This is a genomic window from Paenibacillus albidus (assembly GCF_014644435.1).
Classification (GTDB): Bacteria; Bacillota; Bacilli; order Paenibacillales; family Paenibacillaceae; genus Paenibacillus_AQ; species Paenibacillus_AQ albidus.
The window spans coordinates 154,534-179,930 of the sequence record NZ_BMKR01000003.1 but is presented as its reverse complement, the minus strand read 5'-3'; the positions used below and the strand labels follow the sequence as shown (position 1 = coordinate 179,930).

The window sequence follows — 25,397 nt, the reverse complement described above, 5'->3', positions numbered from 1 at the left end:
TATGCTTCGCTTACTTGACGTCTCTAAAAGTTACAACAATTCTGAAAAGGCAGTACATAATTTAAGTTTACATGTAAACGAAGGCGAAATATTTGGATTCTTAGGACCTAATGGAGCTGGAAAATCAACTACTATAAAATTGATTACAGGGATACAGCCATTAGATTCTGGAACTATTAAGATCAATAATCTTGACATTGAAAAAGCTCCTTTAGAAGCAAAAAAAAACATTGGGTATGTAGCGGATGTTCCTGAATATTTTATGCATTTCAAAGGAATTGAATTTTTGAGTTTTTTAAGGGATATATATAAAATTCCTGTTGAAAATGCTGAGAAAAGGATTGAGAATATTGCCTCAAAATTAAATATGCTTTACGCTTTGGAGGGACACATCAAAAACTATTCACATGGAATGAAAAAAAAACTGTTCATAATAGGTTCTTTGCTTCACAGTCCAAAAGTTTGGATTCTGGATGAGCCGTTAAACGGACTCGATCCAAAGTCTTCGCATACAATAAAGGAATTAATGAAGGATCATGCAAGTCAAGGCAATGCAGTTTTTTTCTCAACTCACATGCTTGCTATTGCAGAAGAGGTTTGTCATAGGATTGGAATTATAGATCGAGGTCAGAAATTATTTGAAGGTACAGTTGAAGAAATTAAAAAAAATGTTCAAAATCAAACTTCGTTGGAAAATTTGTTTTTGGAGTTAATTGATGATGACCATAACGCTAATTAAAAACATGCTTCGTAGCCAGTTGAGGACAACCTTGGATAGGAATGGAAAGCTCTCATTTCGAATTATTGGGATAATCTATTTTATTTGTCTATATGTCATTATCAGTAGCGAGGTCATAGATTACTTATACAAACAACACGGGGTAAATAGCCTTGCAATAATAATCAATCTTTTCTTTGCGCTTTCCAGTTTAATTATTTTCCTAGTTGGAGTTTTACAAGCCATTTCTATGTTTTGTTTCTCAAATGATATATTGGGATATTTTCATCTGCCTATTAAGAAAGAAAGTATCATTCTTTCAAAATTAATAGTATGGCTTATATCGGAATATATACTTCTGGGAATATTGGCTATTCCAATTTTATGGAATATTGTACAAGTGGAGCATCCATCTATAATTTTTCATATTTGTTTTGTAATAACTATTTTGAGCGTTCCTCTTATTCCCAATACTGTCCATTTATTAATAACATTTTTATTCATGAATTTGTTAAGACGCTATAGGAATAAAATAATTATTGTTAGTAATATAATGATTTATTTATTTGGATTGGTAATTCTTCTATGTATATTTTTCTTGAAAAATAGAGTTGGATTACTGGCAGGATTTACGGAATGGAGAATGTGGAATGCGTATGGTTATCTGCCAAGCGTAGTTATTAATTTTGTATTCAGTTCCACAATTACTTATTATTCTATAGGGATAGTAGCATCACTTCTAATAATTCTAATGTTTATACTTTACCTGATCGTTTATCTATTATCTATTTTTTATTGGCCTCAATATTATGAAGTTCTTAATAAGAAAAGCACGGCTAATTCCCAGAGTGAAGTACAGATTTCACTCCTATCACACAAAGAGTTTAGGAGTTTAATCATACTGGAATTTAAAACACTCTTTCGTAGACCCGTATTATTTATAAAGGGAGTAACTAGTTCCTTTTTATTTCCAATATTATGTATATTTCTTTTTGTAATGAACAACCAACTTGAGGGGATCAAGACCTTTATAAAACAGAACTCAAGTCTATCATTTGTATTTTTAGTTTCATATACAGTTTTGACTATTAGTTGGAATATTATTGCAATCACATCATTTTCTCGAGACAAAAAAGATCTTCTTTATAAAATTACTATGCCGCTCTCAATACATAAATTAATTTATTCCAAAATTTTTGTGGCATGGATTTTCTATTTACCAGTAATTATTATTAACGCATTGACTTTCTATGCTGTTTTTAGTATTCCTTTGTATATTTTATTAATATGGTTTTTTTTAGCCATAATAATTTCTCTAAATGGGGTAATGCTCTGTACCTTCTATGATGTTGTATTTCCAATAATGACTTGGAACGACGAACATCAACTTCTCAAAGAGCGGCCAGCTATAACCATCTTTCATATGACAAATTCGGTTCTTACTTTAGTTATAATTTTAAGTGGTGTAGTCTGTAATACTTACACTGCAGAGGACATATTTCTAATAGCAACGTTGTATTTCATTGTTTTTCTTTTGTTCATAGTTATGTTAGCCTATTTTTTTAACAAAAGAAAAACCCTTATATTCCAAAATATAATAAATAATGATAAAATAAGGACAAAAAAGGTGGGATAAAATGAATTATAGACTGATTTTTATAATTGCAATTTTGCTCTGTGCTGTAAGCATTACAAATTCTTTGATGGCGGGATTTCAGATATGGCAGCTCATACCAGTCTTTTTGGTTTTATGGTGCTTATATGTAATTATTAAACAAAATGGAAAAAATAAAAGATAATACAACAGGTCTAAATACGGATTGCTTGGTTATAGATCTGGGGATTACCAGATGTTTTATTTCGGAGGCAGTCCAACGTATCTTCCAAGATCTCACACTTCACTCCTTAACATTCATTTATTGATGAGCTGTAAGCCAACGAAGGCTCACGGCCAATTCGCTTAACTAGTGCAGCAAAACTCAATGACTCCGACAGTTCAATAACCCCAAAAGCGTGTAATAAGGAGTAGGAATAACACGCTAAGCATTCAAGGGGGATGAAGCACATGACAACGGGACCCAAAACACTACCCATTGAGGTTACGCCAGAGCAACAACACATATTGGAACGATATATCGGGCGGCGTAAAACACCGCAATACTTGGCCAAGCGAGCCCGACTCGTGCTGGAGGCAAAGGCTGGTCTCAGTAATAGTGAAATCAGCCGTCGTCTTCCGCTGGACCGAACGCAAGTGGTGATGTGGCGAAAACGGTGGGTGGAGCGGTATCCGGGGCTGTGTCGAATCGAGCAAGAACCTCCGAACGAGTTGGAGGCTTCGATTCTTCAAGCGTTGCGGGACGAGCCGCACCCGGGCCATCCGTCTACGTTTTCGGCAGAACAGGTCGTGCAAATCGTAGCTATTGCCTCCGTAGATCCAAAAGACTGCGGGCGTCCCATCAGCCATTGGACGCCACGAGAAGTACGGGACGAAGTCCTCAAACGAGGAATTGTTCCGTCGATTTCCGTGACGCAAGTGGGTCGTTTTTTAAAATGAGGCGGACCTTCGTCCACATCGCTGCAAAGGCTGGTTGAACGCCAAGCCGAAGGACCCGGCTCTGTTCGCGGAGAAGACCCGGGAGATCTACCGTTTGTACCAATGGACCCCACTGCTACACACCTTGGGTGTCCATGTCGTTTCGCTGGATGAAATGACGGGGATTCAGGCGCTGGAGCGACTCCATCCCACACTGCCGATGAAGCCGGGTCTGATCGAACGGCGCGGATTTGAATATATTCGTCATGGCACCCTTAGCCTTATTGCGGGATTTGACGTGGCTATCGGCCAACTTCCAGTCGTATCGATGGGTCCGACCCGGGGCGAAACGGATTTTGCAAGTTTTGATCGCTGACGGATTGAACACGCACCAGTCCGAGAGCTTGGTTCGGCTCGTCGCCGAGGTTTGTGAGATCGATACACCGCTGGGGCAAAAAGGAAAGAGCGGGATATTGAAGTCCCAGCCCCGCCGGGCAGCTTTTCTGGCAGACCCTTCTCACCGTATTCGTTTTGTATACACGCCGTAACACTGTTCTTGGCTGAACCAGATCGAACTCTGGTTTAGCATCTTGGTCCGTCGCCTTCTCAAACGTGGAAACTTCAAGAGCACCCTTGATTTACAGAAACAGATTTTCCAGTTTATTGAGTATTTCAAGCAAACGATGGCGAAGCCAATCAAATGGACCTACAGAGGCAAACCGCTTTGCGCTTAACTGTTGGAATTATTACGTGTTGCTGCACTAGAAGAAGCATCCAACGCAGAGAAATGTTCTGCAGTTGAATGCTTTTTTTCTTGCGCCGGCGGGCGTCACGTCCCTCAATCCATCCGAGTCCCGATATTGCCGACTGGTTCCCCCTGCTGCATCCGCCGGAAGGCTTCGGCGGTGTCATGGATAGGGAATACACGGTCCAGGACAGGCCGTATAAGGTGCAGCTCTATAATCTTCAACATGTCTCCAAATTCTTCGCTGCTGCCCATGGAGGTGCCGATCAGACTGGTCTGAGGAAAAAACAGCGATCTCGCCGGAAACTCCAGACGGTCCCCGGAGCTTGCTCCGAACATAACGATCCGGCCTTCCGGTTTGATCACCTCTAAGGCTTGCCCGAAGGTCGCGGGCCCGATGCTGTCGAGAAGATCCACAGGTTCGCCGTGGAGGACCTCACTCCAGTTGCTGTGGCTGTCCACGGCTTGCTCGGCACCACGGGTAAGCGCCGTCTTCCGTTTCACTTCGCTGCGTGAGGTCACACTGACCCGCGCGCCTGCCGCCACTGCCATAAGCAAAGGTGGCTACACCGCCGCCGATGCCGGGGATACATGATCGCCCGGATGCAAGCGGCCCCGGGTGAATAACGACCGGTAGGCCGTTAAGGGGGACAAGGGCAGCACCCCAGCCTCCTCCCAAGTCAGATACTCTGACTTGGGGAAAGCGTTCTGCGCGGAATAAGGATCGATTCCGCCAAAGTGCCATCCGTGGGCCCACCGACAATCTGCGGAACGTCCGGCACAGACTGCACCGTGTCCCAGTCAATGCAGGGACTGATCACACCACAGGCAGCAGCCACTGCTCTGCACCGTAGGTCATCCAGTTCCCCATCCCGCAAGCTACATTGGGGCAATGGTACGCCATGTTCCAGGTCTCCAGAATTCCGTCCAGAGTGGCTAGAATTATATGGGAAGATGTATGGTGGGATATGAGTTTATAAATAAAATAATAGATTTAGACCTGTATGAACGTGTATCTCTGGCTCAGGGAGTTTAAGATTTTCGATGATTCAATCACATTGGAGAGGCTTGTTCTTATGCTACCGTGATTAATTGTCCTTTTAGGGGAATTATTCGTTAATCCAACAGTATATAAAACAGCGCATCTTCATCGATTTTGAAGATGCGCTGTTTTTCGTAGAACTTGTCTTAGTTATACCGGCACTGTCCGGGTGCCCTTCTCCATAGGAGAGCTGCATAACGGGCAGGGCTTGTCCATGAGGTGATCCTCGGCCCCGCCGGATTTCATACGGGTCCAGCCTGGACAGCCGGTCCCGGTGCAGTTCCAGACCGGCACGTTGTGCGTTCGGGCTGCCGCCGTGCGGTTTCCGGGCAGCGACCGTGCGGTCACGCCCAGTGCGCTGCGGGCAGCCGGTGGGCCGGCTGGCATAGCGGCCGAGCGGAAGGCCGCGAGCATGAAGCGCGAGACTTCCGCTTTTTTGCCGCGATGGCGGGCCGGGGAACTGATAAACAGCTCTTCCCGGGCCCGGGTGACCGCGACATAGGCCAGTCTGCGCTCTTCTTCCAGTGCCGCAAGATCAATTGCCCCGCTGCGGACGGTGGCCATCTTGCGGTCTTTCAAACGGTCTCCCTCCAGCGCGGAGCTATGCGGCAGAATGCCTTCGGAAGCTCCGATCAGGAACACCACCGGGAACTCCAATCCCTTGGACTTATGGATGGTCATCAGCGCAATCCGGTTGCCCTGTTCCTTGGCTCCCGGCTGGCGGTTATGCTCGTTCCGTTCGGTAACATTGTCTATGAAATCAAGGAATACCGGAATGCTGTCGAAGCGCTCCGCCGAGGATTCCAGCTCATCCAGCATTTCTTTGAGCGTCTCCCGGTGGAGCGTGGCTTGATGCCGATCATTGGCCTCTATGAAATGATCATAGAACTGTCTGCGGATCTGGCGGATGGCCTGCACCGGCGTCAGCTCGCGGAGTCCGCGGATCAGATCAAGCCGTTCACGGAGCTTTGTACCCTTGAAATCCTCCATCCCCGGCAGCGACAGCAGGTGAATGAGCGGCCCTTGCTTGGGCTGGACGGCCTCCATCCGGCGGATGTGGTCCATGCCCTTTTCCCGGTTCATATACAGAGTGGGCAGGATGCTCTCCATGGCGGCGAAATTACGCCGGTCCACAGACAGCCGTAAATGGTCGACCACCGGAGCAATCAGCCAATGTTCATAGAGCAATTGGCCTTCGCCGAAGTCAATGTAGGGAATATCGCGCAGGAGCAGCAGCTCCAGCACCGCACGGTTGCTGCTTGTGGCTCTGTACAGCATGGCGAAATCCTTATATTCGCGCCGTCCGCTCCCGACTTCGGCCTCGATATAATCCACCATTTGCTCCGCTTCCTCGTCGGCGGTTTGCGGCCGCATGTACCGGGGCTGGCTGCCGCTGCTTTTGGCGGCTTGCAGCGTTTTGGAACGGCGCCGCGTATTGTGGCGGATAATGCCGTTGCCCAGGCCTACAATGGCCGGGCCGGAACGGTAGTTGATATCCAGCGTGATCACTTTGGCCCCCGGATACTGCTGTTCGAACTCCAGAATGAATTCGCTGCGCGCCCCGTTGAAGGAATAGATGGTCTGATCGTCGTCCCCGACAACCATCAGATTGCGCTGCGGGTGGGCAATCATCTTGACGAGCTCATATTGCAGGGCATTTGTATCCTGGAATTCGTCCACCATGACGTAGAGATAACGCTGCTGCAATTCTTCCAGGAGATTCGGGCGTTCGCGGAGCATCCGGTAGGCCATTAACAGCACATCGTCAAAGTCGATTTTGAAATGATCCAGCTTCCATTGTTCATAGATTTGCAGAATAGCCTTCATCTCATGCTCAGCGGTTGTGCCTTCCGGCAGGCTCTCCGGCGTACCCATGTTCATCTTGCAGGAAGAGAGCAGCGTCAGCAGCGTCTCCGGGGGATAAGCATCTTTGGGCAGCCCCAGCTCACGCATGATCTGCTTCAGCAGAATATGCTGGCGCCGCGTCTCGCTGAATATATCCTGCTGTAAGCCCTGTCTGCGCAAAAAATAAAGAAAAAAGGAATGAAACGTACGGGCCTGCAGCCTGGCCACATCCCCTTCATTTACCCCCGGCAGGACAGCAATCCGTTCGCGCATCTCCGCCGCAGCCTTGTTCGAGAAGGTCAGCAGCAGGAGCTGGCTTGGAGCGATACCGCGAACCGACAGCAGATAACCGGTCCGGCAGATCAGCACCGAGGTTTTGCCGGAGCCGGCGCCTGCCAGCGTCAGCAGTGGCCCCCGATGATGCCGTACGGCTGCGATCTGGGCCTGGTTCAGCAGGATGCCGCCCTGCTCCAGCCTGCGGAAATATGCAGCATCACTGTCCCCGGATCTGACCAGCTCCCGGCTGGTTTTGGCCGAGGCGACAGCCGCCTGGGGAATCCGTTCTCCCGAAGCACCCAGCGGGATATTATGAAATAATAGCTTGTTCAATAGGTTCACCTTCATATGCTTGACTCTTATAACCAACCTATAATATATCATTCCGGCGTTGGAGCTGCACAAGCAAAATCTGTGAATGTACTATTTTTTGAGATAAAAAATCAAATAGCCATTTGGCGGCTGTGGTAATTTAGAAACAGGGGAAGGGGCGCATCCATGATGGATAAGGGGCATTCCAAGACAGTGAAGCAATCGCTGCACTATATTGAACGCAATCTCACGGAAAAAATCACGCTGAAGGAAATATCGCATCACAGTAAGTTCTCCAGTCATCATTTTTACCGGATCTTCTATGCAGCCGTGGGCAAGACGGTAGCGGATTATGTGCGGCGGAGAAGACTCGCCAAAGCAGCCAGCGAATTAATCTATAGCGAAAAGCGGATTCTAGACATCGCCTTGGAGTACCATTTTCAATCTCAGGAAGCATTCACCCGGGCATTTAAGAAGGTATACCGGCTAACCCCCGGTCAGTATCGCACATATTCGAGAGAATTGGTCAAAGGAGAGAAAACAATGACAACGGAAACAACCTTGAAAGGTTGGATGGTTACAGGCCAGAATAGCGGAGAATATGAGGTTACGGTCGACAAGTCGGAGGTGCATATGGGCAAAGCTTCAGCACGGCTGTCATCGGCAGCGGCCCGTAACGGCGGGTTTGCCACACTGATGCAGATGTTCAGTGCGGAAGTATATTTGGGCAAACGGCTCAAGCTGACGGCGTTCGTCAAGGCGCAAAAAGTCAAGGGCTGGGCAGGACTGTGGATGAGGGTGGATCACGCGAACGGCGAAATGCTGAAATTTGACAATATGCAGCAGCGTTCGATCACTGGAACCAGCGACTGGAATCAATATGAAGTAATTCTGGATATTCCGCAGGAGAGCCACTCCATTGCCTTTGGGATTTTGTTGAGCGGAACCGGAACCACCTGGGTGGATGAGTTCCGGTTCGAGGTTGTAGACACCAAGACACCCACTACGGATGACGGTCCGGAGAATACCCTGCCGCTTGCGCCGGTCAATCTGGATTTTGAAGAGTATTAAGCAGCCTTTGCAGAATATAATTAACCTTCCGCTCGAACAATCTGGGGCGCTCCTCCTTGATCTCTTCCAGCAGGAAGGCCAAGGTTCGCTTGATCCTGTCGTTCATGCCTACGGCAATGGCGGCATATTCCTTACGGTAGAGCTCATCGTTCAGGATTCGCTTATTCAATATAATGGCCCAGTCGCGGGCCGGCTCCAGCATTGCCGGCAGTGACTCCAGCAGCTGGGTCAGATACATATCCATCTGGTAGCTCTCCACGAAGTGCACAAGGCCGAACATAACCTCCTCCTGTTCGGTCTCATCATCGAACACGCGAAAGACCTCGTGAATAATCCGGTCCTCCGTATCCCCGGCCAGCCCTTCCAGCGCACGGTCAAACTGCTCGCATTCCAGCTCCGTCCGCAGCAGCCGGTTCTCATAGAGCCGGGCAATTGCAGGGTGCATATCCATCTCAATTTTCTCCCTTGCCAGTAAGTTTTTTATTATATTAAAGTATACCCGGCTGCGGCTCTGTCGCAAGTACCCGGAGATTGAACCCATAGGGCTAAACACATCTTTTTGCTGAACACCCATTCCCTTTCCCCGCACGGCTCATATCCTAACAGCAAAATCATTGTTTGGAGATGAACCCATGCCTAAGCCCAGTGAAGTCAGGATCAGACATGCCGTCACTATAGATGTGCTGATCCCTGCGATTGAGAAAGATTTGGAGACCCTCCCCTATGTGATTGATGCTGTAAGAACCCATGTGAAGCATCCTATCGGCCGTATTCTGATCGTGGCCCCCCGCAGACAGCGGATGCTGGATTTTTGCCGTGCCAAGAATTGTACATTTATTGATGAGAATAGCGTGCTGCCCCTTACCAAAAAGGATATTCATTACCGCTCGAAGACCTGGGAACGTTCCGGGTGGCTGTTCCAGCAGCTGTTGAAGCTGAATGGCGACAGATTATGCACGGCGGATTTTTTCCTGGTCATTGATGCCGACACCGTATTGATAACGCCGCATCGTTTCCGGTTGAACGGCAAGACCCTTTTTTACAGCCGGAACTGGAGCCAGCCCGAGTATTTCAAGACCTACCGGAAGCTGATGGGCCGGAAAGCGCCGTCGGCAGCGTCTTTTGTAACGCATTATATGCTCTTCGAGCGCACCAAGCTGGCCCGGATGAAGCAAGAGATAGAGGCCAAACATCATAAGCCCTGGTATTTGGCGATTCTGCACAGCATGAACCGGTCGAAGCAATTTGCCTTCTCGGAATTTGAGACGTACGGCAATTACCTCTATTCCCGTGACCGCAGCGGAATGCTGATCCGCAAAGCCCGCAACAAAGGGCTCCACATGAATGTGGGACAGCTCTCCAGAGTCCGGCGGAACCAGCTGGCACGAACCTACCGGTCGCTTTCCTTTCACAAGCGGAAAGGGTATTCCAGAACTCCGTAATGGCTCGCGGCAGGATCTTCAGCTACGTCATTAAGACGATGAAGGAGGTGTTAAGAGTTGCAGATCGTTCTCCTGTCAGGCGGCTCGGGAAAAAGATTATGGCCGCTGTCGAACGAAATCAGGTCCAAGGCATTTCTGAGGCTGCTGCGCTCCGAGACCGGAGGCACGGAGTCCATGATTCAAAGAGTGTGCCGGGGGCTTGCACATACGGGACTCCTGCAATCCTGCAGTATTGTAACGCATCAGTCGCAGGTGGAGATTACCAGAAGTCACATCGGCGATGCCATCCCCATTCTTGGAGAACCGCAGAAACGGGGAACGTTTACCGCCGTTGCGCTTGCGGCCAGCTATCTTTATTCTGTACGGGGAATCAGCCCTGCGGAGACGGTAGTGGTGCTTCCGGTGGATTCGTATGTAGACCGCTCCTTCTATGAACTGCTGCACCGGTTACCGGCTGTACTTGCCGATTCACAGGCGGACATTGCCTTAATCGGAAGTGTCCCGCGCTCACCTTCTGCCGAATTCGGGTATATCGTGCCTCAGGAAGGAAATGTCCGTGCGGATTATTTCACCGTAGCCAAGTTCATAGAGAAACCTGTACCTACCGTGGCCGGGTCATTGATTGCCAGGCAGGCCTTGTGGAATTGCGGTGTATTTGCCTGCTCGCTTCAGTTTCTGCTGACAAGCTTGAAGGATAGAGGACTGCCGCTCGATTATAGGGAATTCAGGGAGAGGTATGATGAATGGCCTCAGGAAAGCTTTGACCGTGAGGTCCTGGAGAAGACCCGCCATGCTGTGGCAATTCCCTATAATGGGACCTGGAAAGACCTTGGAACCTGGGGCAGCCTCACAGCTCATCTGGAGGAGAAGGTGTACGGAGCGGGAAGGATTTCGGAAGACTGCAGCAACACCCATCTGGTGAATGAGCTTCCTTGTCCTGTGTATGTGATCGGAGTGTCGGATTTGATCGTCGCGGCTTGTCCGGATGGCATTCTGGTCGGGGACAAAAGCCGGGTTCATCTGATCAAGGATGAGCTTGGAGACCTGCCTGTGCGGACTATGTATGAGGAGAAACGGTGGGGCACCTGCCGGGTACTGGATGATTCGCGAACAGAGCTGAATAAAGACGTTGTGACGCGCAAAATAGAGCTGCATGCCGGGAAAAGCACCAGCTATCATTGGCATCGGCACACAGAGGAGTGCTGGACGATTCTCAGCGGTTCAGGGGAATATATGCTGGATGGGATCGTCTGTCCGATTTCGGCCGGAGGCATCCTGCGAATCCCCGCAGGCACGAGACATGCCATAAAAGCGGAGACGGCGCTGGTGTTCCTCCAGGTTGAAATCGGCGGCTCCGGCGGAGAAGAAGATCTGATCAGGGAACCGCTGGATGGCAAGTGGGCCTCCTCTTGATTCGCCAAACGACCAGGTCAGGGAAGCACCCCTGGCCTGTTTGCTATGCCAGCACTTTTTGGTCCACAACATGCCTGATTGCGACGGCTACCCCATCCTCATGATTGCTTGCGGTGACAAAATCCGCCGTTTCTTTCAGAATCGGCGCCGCATTGGCCATGGCTACCCGGTAACCTGCCGTCTCGAACATCGGAAGATCGTTATAACTGTCGCCCATGACGACGACTTGCTCCGGGGGTATCCCGTAATGAGTGGCCAGTGTGCTTACGCCGGCGCCTTTGTTGGCGTCCTGATGATTGATTTCGATATTATTCTCATGCGAGGCGGTAATAATAAGGTTCGGAATAGCAGCGGCACGGGCAGAGGCTTCCTTCAACAGCTCAAGGTTCAGCGAAAAAGCGAGTGCCTTGTAAATCACCGTTTCTTCCTTGTTCCAGATGTCTTCCATACTCTCTACATAAGTCACGGCTGCCTGGCGGAATTGTTTGCCTACAATGGCTTTGAGAATCCAGCGGATCTCTTCCGGAACTTCTCTTTCGCCAAGCTCCGATAATTTCTCCAGCCGCACCCGTTTATTGAGTTCCACGTAGACATTATCCTGAGTATAGACCTCATAATATAGATCCGGTATTTCGTTCATCCAGCGCAGGGTGGGAATGAGTTCCTCTTTGTTCAGCGGTGTGCTTGCAGCCAGTGTCCCATCGGCCAGCAGGATGGCCGCTCCATTCAGACTCACCACGGGGCACTCCAGTTCGGCCAGCCGCAATTGGCGTTCCGCATCCATATACGAACGTCCTGTGGCAATTGCGACTACATGTCCCAGTCCTTGGGCATATACAATCGCCTCCCGGTTCCCCGGGCTGATCATGCCATCTTCACCGAGCAGTGTTCCATCCATATCCAAAGCTATCAGCATAAGTTAGTGTCTCCTTCTTCTCAGAGGTTGCCCCTTCAAGGGGGAATGAAAGTAATGATTGTATTTTATCATTAATGTTCTGAAAACCAAAAGCCAGTTTCATGAAAATGTGGAAGGGAGACCGTAACGTCCCGGTCTTGCGGGATGGCGATATTTTCTGAAAAGAGAATAGCATGGTACAATGGTTGTTAAACCAACCAACTAGCCGGGTGTGCTTGAAGACACCGGCAGCTGTTATATGTAAGGGGGACCCATCATGAGATCCAAGAATCTGGCTACCATGTCTCTTGCCATTATGGCTTTAGGCTTTTTGGCCACATTGTTTATGCCGGAGAATCTGGCCGTTATTCTGCTCAGAGGCGGTTTTGAAGCGGGTCTTGTAGGGGGGATTGCCGACTGGTTCGCAGTTACGGCGTTGTTCCGTCATCCGCTGGGCTTGCCGATACCGCATACGTCCCTGCTGCTTAAGAACAGGAACAAACTCATTCAGTCGCTCATCTCGGCCATGGAGAATGAGCTGCTGAACAAAGAGAGCATCGAGAACAAGCTGCGCAAGATCCGTATGGTCTCACTGGGTTCAGGGCTGCTGACGAGACTTTTCAGCAGAAAAAAGGCGCGGGCCGAAATGCTGGAGCAGCTGGCCGGCATGGTGATGCGGCTCCCACTGGCCGGGGCAGTGCCTTACCTTCAAACGGCAGCGGCCGATTATATCCGGGACTTTGAGCTGGGGACCGCTGCTGATACTATCGCCACCAACCTGATGAACGAAGGCAAGGATGTCGCTGCCCTCGATTATGCGCTTGAAGGAGTAGCAGCCTGGAGCAGCCGGCCCGAGACCCGGGCGATGCTGGGCAAGATCGCCAGCGAGAAGCTGGCCGAAGTGAAGCTGGGCGGACTCAAGGGCATGGCTTTTCAGGCTTTTGTCGGGTTTATGGATGCAGATATGCTGGGCGAGATGCTGCAAGGCATGCTGCAATCCGGCATTCGCGACTTTCGGGAAGAAGACAGCCCTTACCGCGAAGAGATTATCCGCGAGATCCGTGTCGCGCTGTTTCAGCTGATCAATGATGAGACGCGCCATGCTTCGCTGAAAGACTGGGCCTTGAATGGGATTCAGGGAGAGTCCGTCACGGCTTTTCTGACGAAGCAATTGGAGCACATCCGCAGCAAGGCTGTTGCGCTTCTGGAGGAAGACCGGGTTGCCGGTGGGCGCAAGTTGTTCGCGCTGTATGCCCTGCTTGTACGCCGGGTCAGCAAGGAAGAGAGCTGGATCCAGGGGTGGGAAGAGCGGATACGGGCAGCGTTGATTGCAGCCGTAGAGGCCAATCATTACCGGATCGGTCTGCTGGTGAAAGAGAATCTGGACAGCATGGATGATGCCAGTCTGGTGAACATGCTGGAGGAGAAGGTCGGCAAGGACTTGCAATGGATTCGTGTCAACGGGGCGTTGTGCGGTTTTGTTGTGGGGCTGGTGCTTACCGTTCTCCAGCTATTCTAGACTCAACAAGGCATCTTGAAAGATCAAAGGCAGCAAGGCGAAGCCGACCCCGGGTTTAATACCCGGGCGGCGGAACGCATTGCTGCCTTTTTGCTGTAACTGCAAGGATTCCAGCTGTGTCTTTCACCGGAGAGCTTCAGCCGGGCAGCTTCAGCCAAAGAGAGCGGTATATCTTCTCCAGCCGGGCGGCAGTATGCACCCAATCGAAGGTACGCAGCGCATCCAGCCGGGCCTGCGCTCCGATTCTGGCAGCCATTTCCGGATCACGTGCCAATCTGTACAGGCATCGGGAGAAGGCCGCAGAATCGTGATAACGGTCTATCAGATAGCCATTCTGACCCGGAACGATAATCTCGCGAATACCGCCATTGTTAGAGGCAATTACCGGAAGGCCCGAAGCCATAGCCTCCACGTTGACCAGCCCGAAGGATTCATGCCTCTGGGAAGGGCAGACCAGGCAATCCGCTGCCTGATATAAGCTGTGAATGTGTTCGTGGGCTACATTTCCGAGAAAGGTGGCCGAAACGCCCAGCCGCCGCGCCAGAACCTTTAGCTGCCGGATGTAGGAGGGCCGTCCTCTGCCGGCAATCACCAGATGTGCCGGAAGGCGCTTGTTCAGGCGCCGCATAGCATGGATCAGCAAGGGGACCCCCTTGCGGGGGATGACCCGCCCGACGAAGAGGACGGTAAAGGTCTGCTGCGGGAGCCGATGAAGCTCGCGCCGGAGCTGTTTGCCGGAGGCTCCCGCAGGAGAGAAGCGGGACAGATCGGCTCCCAGCGGGATGACGCTGATCTCCTGCGCAGCATGGGAGAAACGCCGCAAGAGCCGTTGCCGCAAGGACTGGCTGTTGGCGATGATGTGGTCTGCACGGGCAAGACTGGCAGCTATTCCGGCCGCAGCCGGTACAAACGTCAAGGAATGCAGGAACAGAATCACAGGAGTCCGGGGCAGCTTGCTTTTAATGGCAGCCATCAGGCGTGGCCGGTTATCCACCTGCACAATATCGAACGCTTCCTTCTGCAAATAATGGATTACTGCAGCCTGGTAGCGCGAAGGGCTGCCTGCAGGCAGCCGAATGATTTCTACCTGCTCCAGTTCGGCAGAAACAGACAGTCCGGGGCTGGAGCGGCTTAGGATGGTCACTTTATGCTGCCGGGCCAGTGCTCTGGCAATGGCCCAGATGCAGATTTCCACAGAGCCGTCCCCCGGAACCGGGAACTGCTCCGGTGCGACGATACATATGTGCATGATGCCTCCACCCCCGTAATCCGCAGAATTATATCTTCCCTGTTACCTTATGCAGCCGGATAGGCTGAAGACACAGCCTTGAGCGGAGAGGGCGATCTCCTTATGCCATCGGTACAGCCGGCGCATAAAATACTAAGGTTTACCAAGGGCGAATATAACTTTTGTAGGACAGGGGAGAGAACATTTGGGAAAGAACACGAGATCAAAGTCAGGGTCGTCGCTGACAAGCAAGTGGATCAAAACCAAGGTGCTGCTGCAGAGCCCCGAAATATCATCTTTGATACCGGAAACAACAAGATTTACCCGAAGCAATCTTAGAACCATGCTGCATAAATACGGAATGGTCTACGTGAAACCGGAACGCGGCACCTACGGCAATGGAGTAATGAGAGTAGAGCAGTCCGCTCAATCGGGTGCAGTTGCGTACAAGTATCAGAGCGGAGTAAAGATTAAGACCTTTGGAGCCTTTGAACCGTTCTACACTTCTCTGAACAAGGCAACCCGCGGCCGCAGCTATCTGATCCAGAGAGGCATTGCACTGCTGAAGCACGGTGATCTGCGCTTTGATATCCGTGTAATGGTCCAGCTTAGTCCACAGGGGAAATGGGAGACAACCGGGCTAATCGGCAGGGTGGCCGCACGCGGCAAGATTGTTACCAATTATCACAGTGGCGGCAAACCAACCGCTGTTGGAAAGCTGCTTGCCCCCCATATGAGTCCCGGGCTTCAGGCCCAGGTGATGAAGAGACTGTCCCGGCTGGGAGAAGACATCGGCCGTTTCTATCACAAGAAAGGGCGCGGATTCACCCAGCTTGGTGTCGATGTGGGGCTGGACCGCAACATGACACCATGGATTATTGAAGTCAATACCAATCCCGATCCGTACATCTTCAATCAACTGGCTGATAAAAGCATGTACCGCAAGGTAATGGCCTATCGTAGAGCCCAGAAGAACAAGAAGAAGGCAAGCAGATAGATAACGGGCGATCAGGCACCGATTTGTCTTTTAGTATTCTGTATAACCTCGGCGACTTTTTGCTCCAGGGTAATGATTTTTTGTTTGTATGCAGCCATTTGGCGGTAGCCGGACACAAGCGAGGACAAGGATTGCAAGGTTAAGGGCGCATTTTGCTTACGGATGGCTGAGGTGAAGCTGCCCCAATCTGCAGATAGCCGTTTATTCAGCGCTGTGACTGCACTTTTCTGGGCTTTGATTGCGGTTTGAGGGGTGCTTATGCCATCAAGGGTTTTGCGGGCGGCGGAAATCCTGTGTGTCCGCACCGCCTTGGCGGTCTTTAATGCTTCCTGCTCGTCGCGGATATTCTGTTTGGCGATTTGGACCAGAATCTTCATGGCGTCGGCTTGATTGCGGAGCAGGCTGTTCAGGGTCTTATTCTTAAGACCTTTGGCCAGCTTCATCTGCCGGTTCAGCGCAGTGTATTGGTCGAAGAGCGGCTGATAGCGCTGCTTGACACTGCTGACGTTTAGTTCCAGCCGGCTGATGGCCGCCTGGTCAATTTGCTTGATCTGGCCGCGGACGGCGGTGAGTGTCTGCTCATTGCTGTAATGAAGAGTCCGGATCTGCGCTTCCCGGTTGTTGAACTCTGTCTTCAGCACAGACAGTTCACTGTATAGAGTATTTAGCCGGGCTCTTGTTGTATCATCCGTCTTGGCCGCTGTTAAATCAAAAGCGGCCTTGATCGAAGGGGTTAATTCAGCCGCAGATGCTGCGGATGCTGCAGGTGCTGCTGAAGCGAGCAGCATCACGAGAAGCAATGACAAAAGCCTTGCGGTTACCTGCTTAATAATATGCATATCTGTTCCTCCCTTTTCATCCGTGCGGCTAATAGACGACAAAAAAGCACCCGCAGTAAAGGCAAATGCCTTTATTACGGGTGCTTCCATCGTAATAGGTCACGAATCGTTTATTGACTTTTACTATACTGTAAACCGCCGCTATACGTCAATATTTTCCTTTTTTGAGGTTGCGGATTGCATTGAATTCCAGCCGCTTTTTTCGCTGATTCGCTTATCGTATACTGGGATAATAAGATATAGCGAATATAATGTACAGGTTCGCGGTGAAGGAGGCCTCGGCCATATTGGATAATCCTATACTGGATCAAGCGTTCATAAAGTCTCCGGTGGGAATGGCGGTACTGGATGTGAACTTGGGAAACGCGCTGAAGATAAACCCTGCTTTTTGCGATATGCTTGGTTGCACGGAATCCGAGGTTCAGGCGGGGCCTCTTTTGGGCTGCGAAAAAGATCAATCCGGACAGTGCCCCTCATTCAAGGAAATCCTCGATGAGCTTCGGCGTTCTCCCGGCCATCATTGCGTCAGAGAGCAGCGGTTTGTCAATCGGGCACAGCGGCCAGTGTGGCTTTCCCTTACCTTTACTTTGGCCGATGAAGGCGCTGCTCAAGTTGTTATAGTGTATGCCCAGGATATTACGGACCGCAAAATTGCCGATCAATTAACTGTGGACAGCCGCGATTTATATGATTTATTCATCAAAGATGAACAGAGTATTATCTCATTCACCTTGCCTGACGGTACGCTCAGCTTCATCTCGCCTTCAAGCCTGTCATTGCTCGGGTACCCTCCCGAGGAAATGATCGGCACCAACCGCTCGAACTACTACCATCCGGATGATATTAAAGAACTTAAGACACCCGAGGGAGTCTTAAGGGACTCCTTTGCCCGCCGCCTGCGCCATAAGGATGGCCATTATCTGTGGTTTGAGACTTCGTTTAATAGCATACGGGATGAGAATAATGAGATTACGCGCATTATGGGCATCGGGCGTGATGTGACGACCCGCAAGCAGAGCGAAGAAGCGCTGGCGACAGCGCAGAAGGTGGCCAGAATTGGTGCGTGGATCTGGGATTTGAAGACAGACAAGCTTTCTTTTTCCGAGGAGCTGCGCCGTCTTGTGTTCTATACACTGGATGCAGAGAATGTGGATTATGCAACCTTTAAGCAAATGGTTCATCCCCAGGATAGAGCTTACGTTGATGAAGTTGTTGAAAAAGCCATAGTCAGAGGGGAGTCCGGCGAGGCTTCCTATCGTCTGGTCATTTCGCATCAGCAAATACTGGCCGTACATACCCAGTGGGAAGTGGTGCGGGATCCCTCCGGGCAGCCCTCTCAGCTTATCGGCATGATGCAGGATGTCACCGAACGGATGCAGATGGAGCAGCTGCTGCGGGAGAGTGAGCGGAATTACAGGCTGTTGTCGGAGAATTCCCTGGATATCATTTCCCGTCATACGATTCAGGACAGCATTTTTCTGTACTGTTCCCCGGCCAGCCGGACCATGCTCGGCTATGAGCCGGAGGAAATGCTCGGGACCAGTGCCTATGAGTATCTGCATCCGGACGATCTGGAGATGATGCAGAGGCTTATGGGAGCAAGCCGGGATACCAACGTTATCCCGGTGGTATCTTACCGTTACCGGCGCAAGGATGGAAGCTATGTCTGGCTGGAATCCAACAGCCGTTATATTTATGATGACTCCGGGAGAGCCGTGGAGATCTTAGCCGTTGGCCGTGATATTACGGAGCGCAAGCAGTTCGAATCCAGGCTTCAGGAGAGCGAGCAGCGTTACAAGTCCCTGTTCGAATACAATCCTTCCGCCGTGTACTCCATGAATCTGCAAGGGGAATATTTAACAGCCAACACCAACCTGGAGAAGCTTAGCGGCTACCCGCTGGAAGAATTGATTGGAATGAATTACGGGCCGCTGGTTCACGGGAAGGATGTTGCCAGAACCCAATCTCATTTCGACTTGGCGAGCCAGGGAATTCCCCAGAGCTACAACTTGACCCTGATCCATAAAGACGGTCATGAGGTGGAGATCAATACGATCAATATTCCGATTATTGTGGATGAGCAAGTAGTTGGTGTATATGGCATATCCCGCGACATTACCGAACGAATGCGGTATACCGCACAGATTGAGAAGCTGAGCAACGAATATACTTTAATTCTTAATGCGGTGTCGGAGGGCATCTTCGGTCTGGATACGGAAGGCAAGGTGACCTTTATTAACCCGGCCGGAATACACATGCTGGGGTTTGAATATAACGAGATTATGGGCCACTCCTATCTGGATCATATTCAGCAGTCGGCAATAGATGGTGTTCACTACCGTCCTGAGGAGTCGCCCCTGATGAAAGCGATCGAGTCCGGTACTTCCCACCAGAACAAGGAGGCTGTGCTGTGGCGTAAAGACGGCTCCAGCTTTCTGGCAGAATATCAGGTTACGCCTCTTTTTGACAGGGGAGAGCGCAGGGGGGCAGTCGTGGTATTCCGTGATATCACGGATGAGAAGGAGATTATCCGGGCCAAGGAATCTGCGGAGAAGGCAGATCAGGCCAAATCCGAATTTCTGGCTATAATGAGTCATGAGCTGCGTACGCCGATGAACGGAATCATGGGGATGACGGATCTGTTGTCAGAGACGGAGCTGAATGAAGAGCAGCGCGGATACACCCAGATCATCAGCGAAAGCAGCAGCTCTCTCCTGTATATCCTCAATGAAATTCTCGATTTCAGCAAGATTGAAGCGGGCAAAATGACGCTTTTGCATGAGCTGGTGGGATTAAAGCCCATCCTGGACAATGTAACGGAGCTGTTCTCGGTGAAGGCCAGGGAAAAGGATCTTCAGCTGTCCTGCCGGATTGCTTCTGAAGTCCCGGAATTCATTATGGGGGATGCCGCCAGGCTGCGGCAGGTGCTCGTCAATCTGGTCAGCAATGCCGTCAAATTTACGGAACAGGGCAGGGTCGAGATTCTGGTGGAACGGGAGTATTGCCCGAATAGTAACAAGCTGCTGCTGAAATTTAATGTAATGGATACAGGAATCGGCATTCCACCCGCCAAGCAGCCGCTTCTATTCCAGTCCTTCTCCCAGCTCCACCCCTCCATTAACCGCAAATATGGAGGAACAGGGCTTGGGCTGGCTATCTGCAAAAAGCTTGTTGAGCTTATGGGCGGAGCCATTGGAGTGGAGAGCAGTGAAGATCAGGGCTCCAACTTCTATTTCAGCCTGCCGCTTAGCTTGAGCGGTGATTCCATTGGCAGTGAAGAAGAAGCTGCAGCTCAAGCGGTGGAAGTAGCTGGGGTACAAATTAGGAATGAAGCTGGAGAAGGACCTGCAGCAGACGAGGCCCTTCCCCTGCCTGCACCCCAATATGGTCCGCTGCGAATTCTCATCGCCGAAGATCATCCGGTGAACCAGAAGCTGCTGCTGACCTTGTTGCAGAAGCGGGGTTATCAAGCCGATCTGGTGGAGAACGGGGAGCAGGCGCTCGAAGCGGTTATGCAGAATCACTATGATCTTGTATTTATGGATGTGCAGATGCCGGTGATGAGCGGACTTACAGCGACAATGATGATCAGGGAACGGGCTCCGCAGGAGCACCAGCCTTATATCGTGGCTGTGACAGCCTACGCAGGACAGGAAGATAAGGAGCGCTGCCGGGCAGTAGGGATGGAGGCACACATCAGCAAGCCGATTCTCTCTTCTGAGGTGGAGCGGATATTGCAGCGGCGCAGAGAGAGCATCCTCCGATGAAGAGGGAACAGGTCCGCCGCAGGCTGGCGATTGAGCCGTATACGCAGTGGGAGGAAGGGGTGGAATCGCCCGGCTCCGCTTGCGGACCCGCGACGATGGCTGCGCTGACGGAGTACTGGAACAGCAGACAGGGAGTACGGCAGGTTCGCGGGAAGAAGGCTTTTGGTTCCAGAGCGGCTCACATCAATCATATCTACAGGCATCACGGCGGAAGGCCGTGGGGAATGAGCGTGCACGGCTTTACCAAAGGGCTCAAGGCTTATCTGGCAGAGTCTTTGCCGCTTGAAGAGCTGCGAGGCAGGCTTTCGATCAGAACCTTAACGGATATAGCCCAGTATAAGGCCGAGATTGATGCAGGCCGCCCGGTAGCGGTCAAGTTCGATAAATGGTTTCATTTTCGCTGGCGGGGAAGGTATGCCTACGATTATCACTGGGTTATGGGGATGGGTTATGAAGAGCCTGCGGGCGGTTTTGGGCCAGTCCTGATTGTTCATGACAACGGGGTGCGGTATAGAGACGGCAGCTTTGCCCGGGGGCAAGAACGCCTAATCGATTATGAATCCAATCAAGAAATTATGACGATGGTAGCTGTGAATATAAAAATTTAATTCAAACGTTTGCACTGGCACGACAATCATACTATAATATCCAGTCAAGAGGAGATTTATTCCAAGGTAAAGGAGATGGATTGCTGTGTCCGTACAAAGGGAAATGAAAGAGCCGGTTCATTACGGAGACCTTGCTTCTACGAATGGCATCTCTGTATTTGATCACGAATTCGATGATTTGTTCAGCTACGATGGAACGGATCTTGGACTTACTTACAGACCCGGCTACTCTGAATTCTGCTTATGGGCACCCACTTCCCAGGAGGCAGAGCTGGTTCTGTACGATTCTTGGCAGGGTGAGGCTGCGCAAAGGCTGCCTATGAACCGGGAGGTCAGGGGAACCTGGCGGCTTACCGTAAAGGGCGACTTGGCGGGGAAATTCTATACATACCGGGTGCGTATTGAAGAACAGTGGAATGAAGCGGCCGATCCATACGCCAGAGCTGTGGGCATCAACGGCGACCGGGGAGCCATTCTAGACATGGAGAAGACCAACCCGCAGCGATGGACTACGGATAAGCCGCCGCTCGGTGATCCTGTAGATGCGGTGATTTACGAGCTGCATCTTCGCGATCTGTCCATCCACCCGCAGAGCGGTATTGTCCATAAAGGGCAATATCTGGGCCTTGCCGAGGAAGGGACACGTGGGCCGGGCGGCATCCCCACAGGTTTGGATCATATTGCAGATCTTGGGGTAACCCATGTACAGCTGCTGCCTGTCAATGATTACTCCACGGAAAGTGTGGATGAGACCAGACTGGATCAGCCCCATTACAATTGGGGATATGATCCCAAGAATTATAATACTCCCGAAGGCTCCTATGCCACGGACCCTTACGTACCAGGGTTACGGATCAAGGAGCTGAAGACGATGATCCAGTCGCTGCATGACCGTGGACTGCGAGTGATTATGGATGTGGTGTACAATCATGTATACGATGGTTACCGCGCCAATCTGTCCAAGCTGGTTCCCGGCTATTACCTGCGGCATCGGCCCGATGGCAGTCTATCCAACGGCAGCGGCTGCGGGAACGATGTGGCTACCGAACGTGTGATGATGACACGTTTCATCGTGGAGTCCGTACTGTATTGGGCCAAGGAGTACCACATTGACGGCTTCCGCTTTGATTTGATGGGGCTGATCGACATCGGAACGATGAACGAAATCAGGCGCCGTCTGGATGAGCTGGATCCGACTCTCCTGATGATTGGCGAAGGTTGGGTAATGGACACGGAACTGCCGGCTGAACAGCTTGCGAGTCTGGATAATGCGGGATTGTTGCCCGGGATCGGGCATTTTAACGACGGGTTCAGGGATGCGGTCAAAGGAAATATATTCGGGCATGAGTTGACCGGATTTATCAGCGGCCAATCCGGGCTGGAGCTGGCGGTGAAGCGCGGGATAGCCGGAGGAATTGCCTATAGCCGGGAGATCCGTCAATTTGCGGACGAGCCGCAACAAAACGTCAACTTTGTGGAATGCCATGACAATCATACGCTCTGGGATAAGATCATGTTGTCCACCGAAGGAGAGAGTAATCAGAACCGCCGTGCCATGCACAGACTTGCTTCGGCGCTCGTGCTGACCAGCCAGGGGATTCCTTTCCTCCATGCAGGCCAGGAGTTTATACGTACAAAGGACGGCGTGGAGAACAGCTTCAAATCGCCGGTGGAGATTAACTGGCTCGATTGGGAACGATGTGCTGCCCATCAAGGCGATGTGGCTTATATCAAGCAGCTGATAGCGCTGCGCAAAGCCCATCCGGCCTTCAGGCTGCGGAGTGCGGAAGCCATCCGGAAGCATCTGGTGTTTGAGAAGTCGCCGGCGGGCACGCTGGCTTATACTCTCCGCCATCATGCGGGCGATGATGCGGCGCAGCATCTCTTTGTTCTGTATAATTCCAATCCGCAGGGAGCTGTAGTAGACCTGCCGCTTTTGGGAAAATGGAGCCTGCTTATTGGCGACAAGCCCGCAGCGAAGCTTACGGGCAGCAGGCTGGCAGTAGACGGGATCGGGATGGCTATCCTGGCTATACAATAGCTTATATAACTGAAAGCGGGCACTGCTCCTTTAATGGAGCAGGTCCGCTTTTTTATTTTGCCCAAATTCCTGAAAACTACTTCACCTGTCGTAGTAACTGTGCTACAATGCAATTACTACGACAGATGTAGTACGACAGATGTAGTAAAGGAGGACAGCCGTTGATTAGCAGTGATGTTATCCGGGGTTACAATGACACACTCATTCTATATATGCTGCTGGAAAGGGATTCCTACGGGTACGAGATCTCCAAGAATATAAGAACCCTCTCCGAGGAGAAATACATCATGAAAGAGACTACGCTCTACTCCGCTTTTACGAGACTGGAGAAGAACGGGTATATTCATTCTTTTTTCAAGGAGGAGGAGAGCTTCGGTAAGCGGCGGACGTATTACCGCATCACCCCTGAGGGGCTGATGTACTACCGGGAGAAATGCGCCGAATGGCAAGTTACACAAGAGGTCGTAAACAAATTTATTAAGGAGCTGTGATCAAGCATGGAAACGATAATCGGTTATCTGAATAATATGTTTGCGGCCTTGCCCAGAACAAGCCAGATGTTGAAGCTCAAGCAGGACCTGCTCGCCAGTATGGAGGAGAAATATTATGAACTGAAGAATGACGGGAAAACGGAGAATGAAGCGGTGGGGATTGTAATTTCAGAGTTTGGCAACATTGATGAATTAATCAGTGAACTTGGAATCGGCCAGAATTACGGAGAAGAATTGCTGCCCTTTCTCAGTGAGGATGAAGCCGAGGGTTTCGTTGCCGCCAAAAAAAGAACAGGTCTTCTCATCGGCTTTGGAGTGGCGCTGTGTCTGATAGGGACGGCGCTGCTGATCCTGTTTACTACGCTTGCAGAGGAAGGGTCGCTGGGGGTATCGGAGGACTTCGGCAGCATGCTAGGGATCATTTCCTTAACCGTTCTGATTGTGCCTGCCATCGGAATGTTCATTTACAGCGGGATGAAGATGGAGCCGTACAAACATTTGCAGGATGGTTTTCAGTTGACTTATCAGTTAAAGTCGTACCTCCAGCAAAAGCAAAAGGCTTTTGCGCCCACCTATACCTTATCGCTTATTATGGGTGTAGGTCTGTGTGTACTATCACCGATTGGGATGTTCGTCGGTTCGGCGTTTGATGGAAATGTATCTACGTATGGTGCGGCGATCATGCTGCTTGTTGTTGCCCTAGCCGTATTCCTGCTGGTCTATTACGGCCAGATCCGCGAGAGCTACACTATACTGCTGACCACAAAAGAAGTCACCAAGGCGAAAAAAGAGGAGGACCGGGTGATTGGAGCTGTTGCTGCTATCGTCTGGCCGCTGGCTACCTGCATCTTTTTAATCAGTGGACTGATGTTTCAGCAGTGGCAGATCAACTGGATCGTCTTCCCGATTACCGGCATTTTGTTCGGGATGTTCAGCGCCGTCTACAATATTCTCAAGGTAAAAAACAATTCATAGCCTTTCTGCGATAGTATTTCCGGCTTGGGCAGACGCTGTACTTCAGGTACTGCGTCTGTCTTTGCTGTGCGGATCAGGTTTCACCCTGGATTCATGGCGGCAGATCCAAATGACACTGCCCAAATTAATGCCCAGGAAGAACAAAATCAGAAGCAATTGATCTGAATCCAGCGCTGTCAACAGCGGAGCGAGCATAGAAGGACCTCCTCGTGGATATGTGTGATGAAATTCAGTAGAATGGCAATGGCCGATTGATTGTGTATTGATTTAAAAGCTCATCCAGTTTCACAGACTGTTCGATGACCTTGGGGTGGGTAAGTAATCCGTATCTTTGCTGGGTCCGGTACAACTGCTGCCTGGCTTTCTCCACACGAAGCAGAGTTGCAGCCTGATTATACGACATGGCGCACAACCTCCTTTGTGTAATATTTTAGAACAAAGTGACAAAAAATAGGGTATTGAATATTCTGCGGGAACAAAAAAATCTGCGAGAAAAGCAGCCCTTAATATTAGAGAATAAGCTTTGTGCCGACTTTGATTACTTACGCTATTACTGAAGAGCAAAAAAAATGAGCCGCGGAAAGCGCGGCTCTTGAACTTGTTTATTCTATTAGGATCCAAAACCATGATCAAAGGGGCG

At 50.6% G+C, this 25,397-nt stretch carries 21 protein-coding genes and 1 pseudogene; 14 read left to right on the top strand and 8 right to left on the bottom strand.

What is annotated here, in order from left to right:
- Position 1: 1 nt before the first annotated feature.
- The 4 genes from IEY53_RS04230 to IEY53_RS34935 all read left to right on the top strand — a co-directional run bounded on the left by IEY53_RS04230 (position 2) and on the right by IEY53_RS34935 (position 3,799).
- On the top strand, positions 2-739 hold the full coding sequence (locus tag IEY53_RS04230) for an ABC transporter ATP-binding protein (RefSeq protein WP_189022360.1): 738 nt from the start codon (positions 2-4) through the stop codon (positions 737-739).
- Positions 740-2,783: 2,044 nt separating this feature from the next.
- Complete coding sequence (locus IEY53_RS34945; protein WP_229695974.1) at positions 2,784-3,272, top strand: helix-turn-helix domain-containing protein; 489 nt, start codon at positions 2,784-2,786, stop codon at positions 3,270-3,272.
- 34 nt (positions 3,273-3,306) lie between these two features.
- Positions 3,307-3,627 (top strand): hypothetical protein, encoded by a 321-nt coding sequence (locus tag IEY53_RS34940; protein WP_229695973.1) that lies wholly within the window; start codon positions 3,307-3,309, stop codon positions 3,625-3,627.
- Entirely contained in the window at positions 3,608-3,799 is a 192-nt protein-coding gene (locus IEY53_RS34935; protein WP_229695972.1) for a hypothetical protein, read from the top strand. The genes IEY53_RS34940 and IEY53_RS34935 overlap by 20 nt, the downstream gene beginning before the upstream one ends.
- 290 nt (positions 3,800-4,089) lie before the next feature.
- Here the strand turns inward: IEY53_RS34935 and IEY53_RS04220 are convergent.
- Positions 4,090-4,817: pseudogene (locus IEY53_RS04220) on the bottom strand (quinone oxidoreductase family protein); the annotation flags it as partial.
- 371 nt (positions 4,818-5,188) lie between these two features.
- The gene (locus IEY53_RS04215) at positions 5,189-7,492 is read right to left on the bottom strand and encodes a UvrD-helicase domain-containing protein (protein ID WP_229695971.1); all 2,304 of its coding nucleotides are present in this window, start codon (positions 7,490-7,492) and stop codon (positions 5,189-5,191) included.
- 168 nt (positions 7,493-7,660) lie between these two features.
- Between IEY53_RS04215 and IEY53_RS04210 the strand changes: the two genes are divergently transcribed.
- Positions 7,661-8,542, top strand: a complete 882-nt coding sequence (locus tag IEY53_RS04210; protein ID WP_229695970.1) for a helix-turn-helix transcriptional regulator — start codon at positions 7,661-7,663, stop codon at positions 8,540-8,542.
- Here IEY53_RS04210 and IEY53_RS04205 read toward each other — a convergent pair.
- On the bottom strand, positions 8,517-8,993 hold the full coding sequence (locus IEY53_RS04205; protein ID WP_189022357.1) for an Imm30 family immunity protein: 477 nt from the start codon (positions 8,991-8,993) through the stop codon (positions 8,517-8,519). The two genes, IEY53_RS04210 and IEY53_RS04205, sit on opposite strands and share 26 nt — an antisense overlap.
- A 181-nt stretch (positions 8,994-9,174) precedes the next feature.
- On the opposite strand from IEY53_RS04205, the gene IEY53_RS04200 reads away from it, so the two are divergent.
- On the top strand, positions 9,175-9,984 hold the full coding sequence (locus IEY53_RS04200) for a DUF6492 family protein (protein WP_189022356.1): 810 nt from the start codon (positions 9,175-9,177) through the stop codon (positions 9,982-9,984).
- Between the two features lie 57 nt (positions 9,985-10,041).
- Positions 10,042-11,397 carry a sugar phosphate nucleotidyltransferase gene (locus tag IEY53_RS04195; protein ID WP_189022355.1) on the top strand — a complete coding sequence of 452 codons (1,356 nt, stop codon included), beginning with the start codon at positions 10,042-10,044 and terminating at the stop codon, positions 11,395-11,397.
- Positions 11,398-11,440: 43 nt separating this feature from the next.
- On the opposite strand, the gene IEY53_RS04190 is transcribed toward IEY53_RS04195, so the two are convergent.
- The gene (locus IEY53_RS04190) at positions 11,441-12,313 is read right to left on the bottom strand and encodes a Cof-type HAD-IIB family hydrolase (RefSeq protein WP_189022354.1); all 873 of its coding nucleotides are present in this window, start codon (positions 12,311-12,313) and stop codon (positions 11,441-11,443) included.
- Between the two features lie 256 nt (positions 12,314-12,569).
- Between IEY53_RS04190 and IEY53_RS04185 the strand changes: the two genes are divergently transcribed.
- Complete coding sequence (locus IEY53_RS04185; RefSeq protein WP_189022353.1) at positions 12,570-13,811, top strand: DUF445 domain-containing protein; 1,242 nt, start codon at positions 12,570-12,572, stop codon at positions 13,809-13,811.
- 136 nt (positions 13,812-13,947) lie between these two features.
- On the opposite strand, the gene IEY53_RS04180 is transcribed toward IEY53_RS04185, so the two are convergent.
- Positions 13,948-15,060 carry a glycosyltransferase family 4 protein gene (locus tag IEY53_RS04180; RefSeq protein WP_189022352.1) on the bottom strand — a complete coding sequence of 371 codons (1,113 nt, stop codon included), beginning with the start codon at positions 15,058-15,060 and terminating at the stop codon, positions 13,948-13,950.
- Between the two features lie 184 nt (positions 15,061-15,244).
- On the opposite strand from IEY53_RS04180, the gene IEY53_RS04175 reads away from it, so the two are divergent.
- Positions 15,245-16,036 (top strand): YheC/YheD family protein, encoded by a 792-nt coding sequence (locus IEY53_RS04175; RefSeq protein ID WP_189022351.1) that lies wholly within the window; start codon positions 15,245-15,247, stop codon positions 16,034-16,036.
- A gap of 11 nt (positions 16,037-16,047) precedes the next feature.
- Here the strand turns inward: IEY53_RS04175 and IEY53_RS04170 are convergent, their stop codons facing one another.
- Positions 16,048-16,875 carry a hypothetical protein gene (locus tag IEY53_RS04170; RefSeq protein ID WP_189022350.1) on the bottom strand — a complete coding sequence of 276 codons (828 nt, stop codon included), beginning with the start codon at positions 16,873-16,875 and terminating at the stop codon, positions 16,048-16,050.
- A 287-nt stretch (positions 16,876-17,162) separates the two neighbouring features.
- Here IEY53_RS04170 and IEY53_RS04165 point away from each other — a divergent pair, with 287 nt between their 5' ends.
- The 5 genes from IEY53_RS04165 (at position 17,163) to IEY53_RS04145 (ending at position 24,757) form a co-directional block, all read left to right on the top strand.
- Entirely contained in the window at positions 17,163-20,642 is a 3,480-nt protein-coding gene (locus IEY53_RS04165) for a PAS domain-containing hybrid sensor histidine kinase/response regulator (protein WP_229695969.1), read from the top strand.
- Positions 20,639-21,250: a C39 family peptidase gene (locus IEY53_RS04160; RefSeq protein ID WP_189022348.1), complete on the top strand. Its 612-nt coding sequence runs from the start codon at positions 20,639-20,641 to the stop codon at positions 21,248-21,250. The genes IEY53_RS04165 and IEY53_RS04160 overlap by 4 nt, the downstream gene beginning before the upstream one ends.
- 85 nt (positions 21,251-21,335) lie before the next feature.
- Positions 21,336-23,291: a type I pullulanase gene (gene pulA, locus IEY53_RS04155; RefSeq protein WP_189022347.1), complete on the top strand. Its 1,956-nt coding sequence runs from the start codon at positions 21,336-21,338 to the stop codon at positions 23,289-23,291.
- A 161-nt stretch (positions 23,292-23,452) separates the two neighbouring features.
- Complete coding sequence (locus IEY53_RS04150) at positions 23,453-23,782, top strand: PadR family transcriptional regulator (protein ID WP_189022346.1); 330 nt, start codon at positions 23,453-23,455, stop codon at positions 23,780-23,782.
- Between the two features lie 6 nt (positions 23,783-23,788).
- On the top strand, positions 23,789-24,757 hold the full coding sequence (locus IEY53_RS04145) for a permease prefix domain 1-containing protein (RefSeq protein ID WP_189022345.1): 969 nt from the start codon (positions 23,789-23,791) through the stop codon (positions 24,755-24,757).
- Positions 24,758-24,799: 42 nt separating this feature from the next.
- Here IEY53_RS04145 and IEY53_RS04140 read toward each other — a convergent pair whose 3' ends face one another.
- Both IEY53_RS04140 and IEY53_RS04135 read right to left on the bottom strand, forming a co-directional pair.
- Positions 24,800-24,952, bottom strand: a complete 153-nt coding sequence (locus tag IEY53_RS04140; RefSeq protein ID WP_189022344.1) for a hypothetical protein — start codon at positions 24,950-24,952, stop codon at positions 24,800-24,802.
- 34 nt (positions 24,953-24,986) lie between these two features.
- Positions 24,987-25,160, bottom strand: a complete 174-nt coding sequence (locus tag IEY53_RS04135; protein WP_189022343.1) for an aspartyl-phosphate phosphatase Spo0E family protein — start codon at positions 25,158-25,160, stop codon at positions 24,987-24,989.
- Between the last annotated feature and the right edge of the window lie 237 nt (positions 25,161-25,397).

Coding starts and splice junctions, on each gene's coding strand:
- IEY53_RS04180 (WP_189022352.1), bottom strand. CDS start 15,060: ATGCACATATGTATCGTCGCACCGGAGCAGTTCCCGGTTCCGGGGGAC.
- IEY53_RS04210 (WP_229695970.1), top strand. CDS start 7,661: ATGGATAAGGGGCATTCCAAGACAGTGAAGCAATCGCTGCACTATATT.
- IEY53_RS04135 (WP_189022343.1), bottom strand. CDS start 25,160: ATGTCGTATAATCAGGCTGCAACTCTGCTTCGTGTGGAGAAAGCCAGG.
- IEY53_RS34945 (WP_229695974.1), top strand. CDS start 2,784: ATGACAACGGGACCCAAAACACTACCCATTGAGGTTACGCCAGAGCAA.
- IEY53_RS04190 (WP_189022354.1), bottom strand. CDS start 12,313: ATGCTGATAGCTTTGGATATGGATGGAACACTGCTCGGTGAAGATGGC.
- IEY53_RS04230 (WP_189022360.1), top strand. CDS start 2: ATGCTTCGCTTACTTGACGTCTCTAAAAGTTACAACAATTCTGAAAAG.
- IEY53_RS04200 (WP_189022356.1), top strand. CDS start 9,175: ATGCCTAAGCCCAGTGAAGTCAGGATCAGACATGCCGTCACTATAGAT.
- IEY53_RS04205 (WP_189022357.1), bottom strand. CDS start 8,993: ATGGATATGCACCCTGCAATTGCCCGGCTCTATGAGAACCGGCTGCTG.
- IEY53_RS04170 (WP_189022350.1), bottom strand. CDS start 16,875: ATGCATATTATTAAGCAGGTAACCGCAAGGCTTTTGTCATTGCTTCTC.
- IEY53_RS04140 (WP_189022344.1), bottom strand. CDS start 24,952: ATGCTCGCTCCGCTGTTGACAGCGCTGGATTCAGATCAATTGCTTCTG.
- IEY53_RS04145 (WP_189022345.1), top strand. CDS start 23,789: ATGGAAACGATAATCGGTTATCTGAATAATATGTTTGCGGCCTTGCCC.
- IEY53_RS04185 (WP_189022353.1), top strand. CDS start 12,570: ATGAGATCCAAGAATCTGGCTACCATGTCTCTTGCCATTATGGCTTTA.
- IEY53_RS04160 (WP_189022348.1), top strand. CDS start 20,639: ATGAAGAGGGAACAGGTCCGCCGCAGGCTGGCGATTGAGCCGTATACG.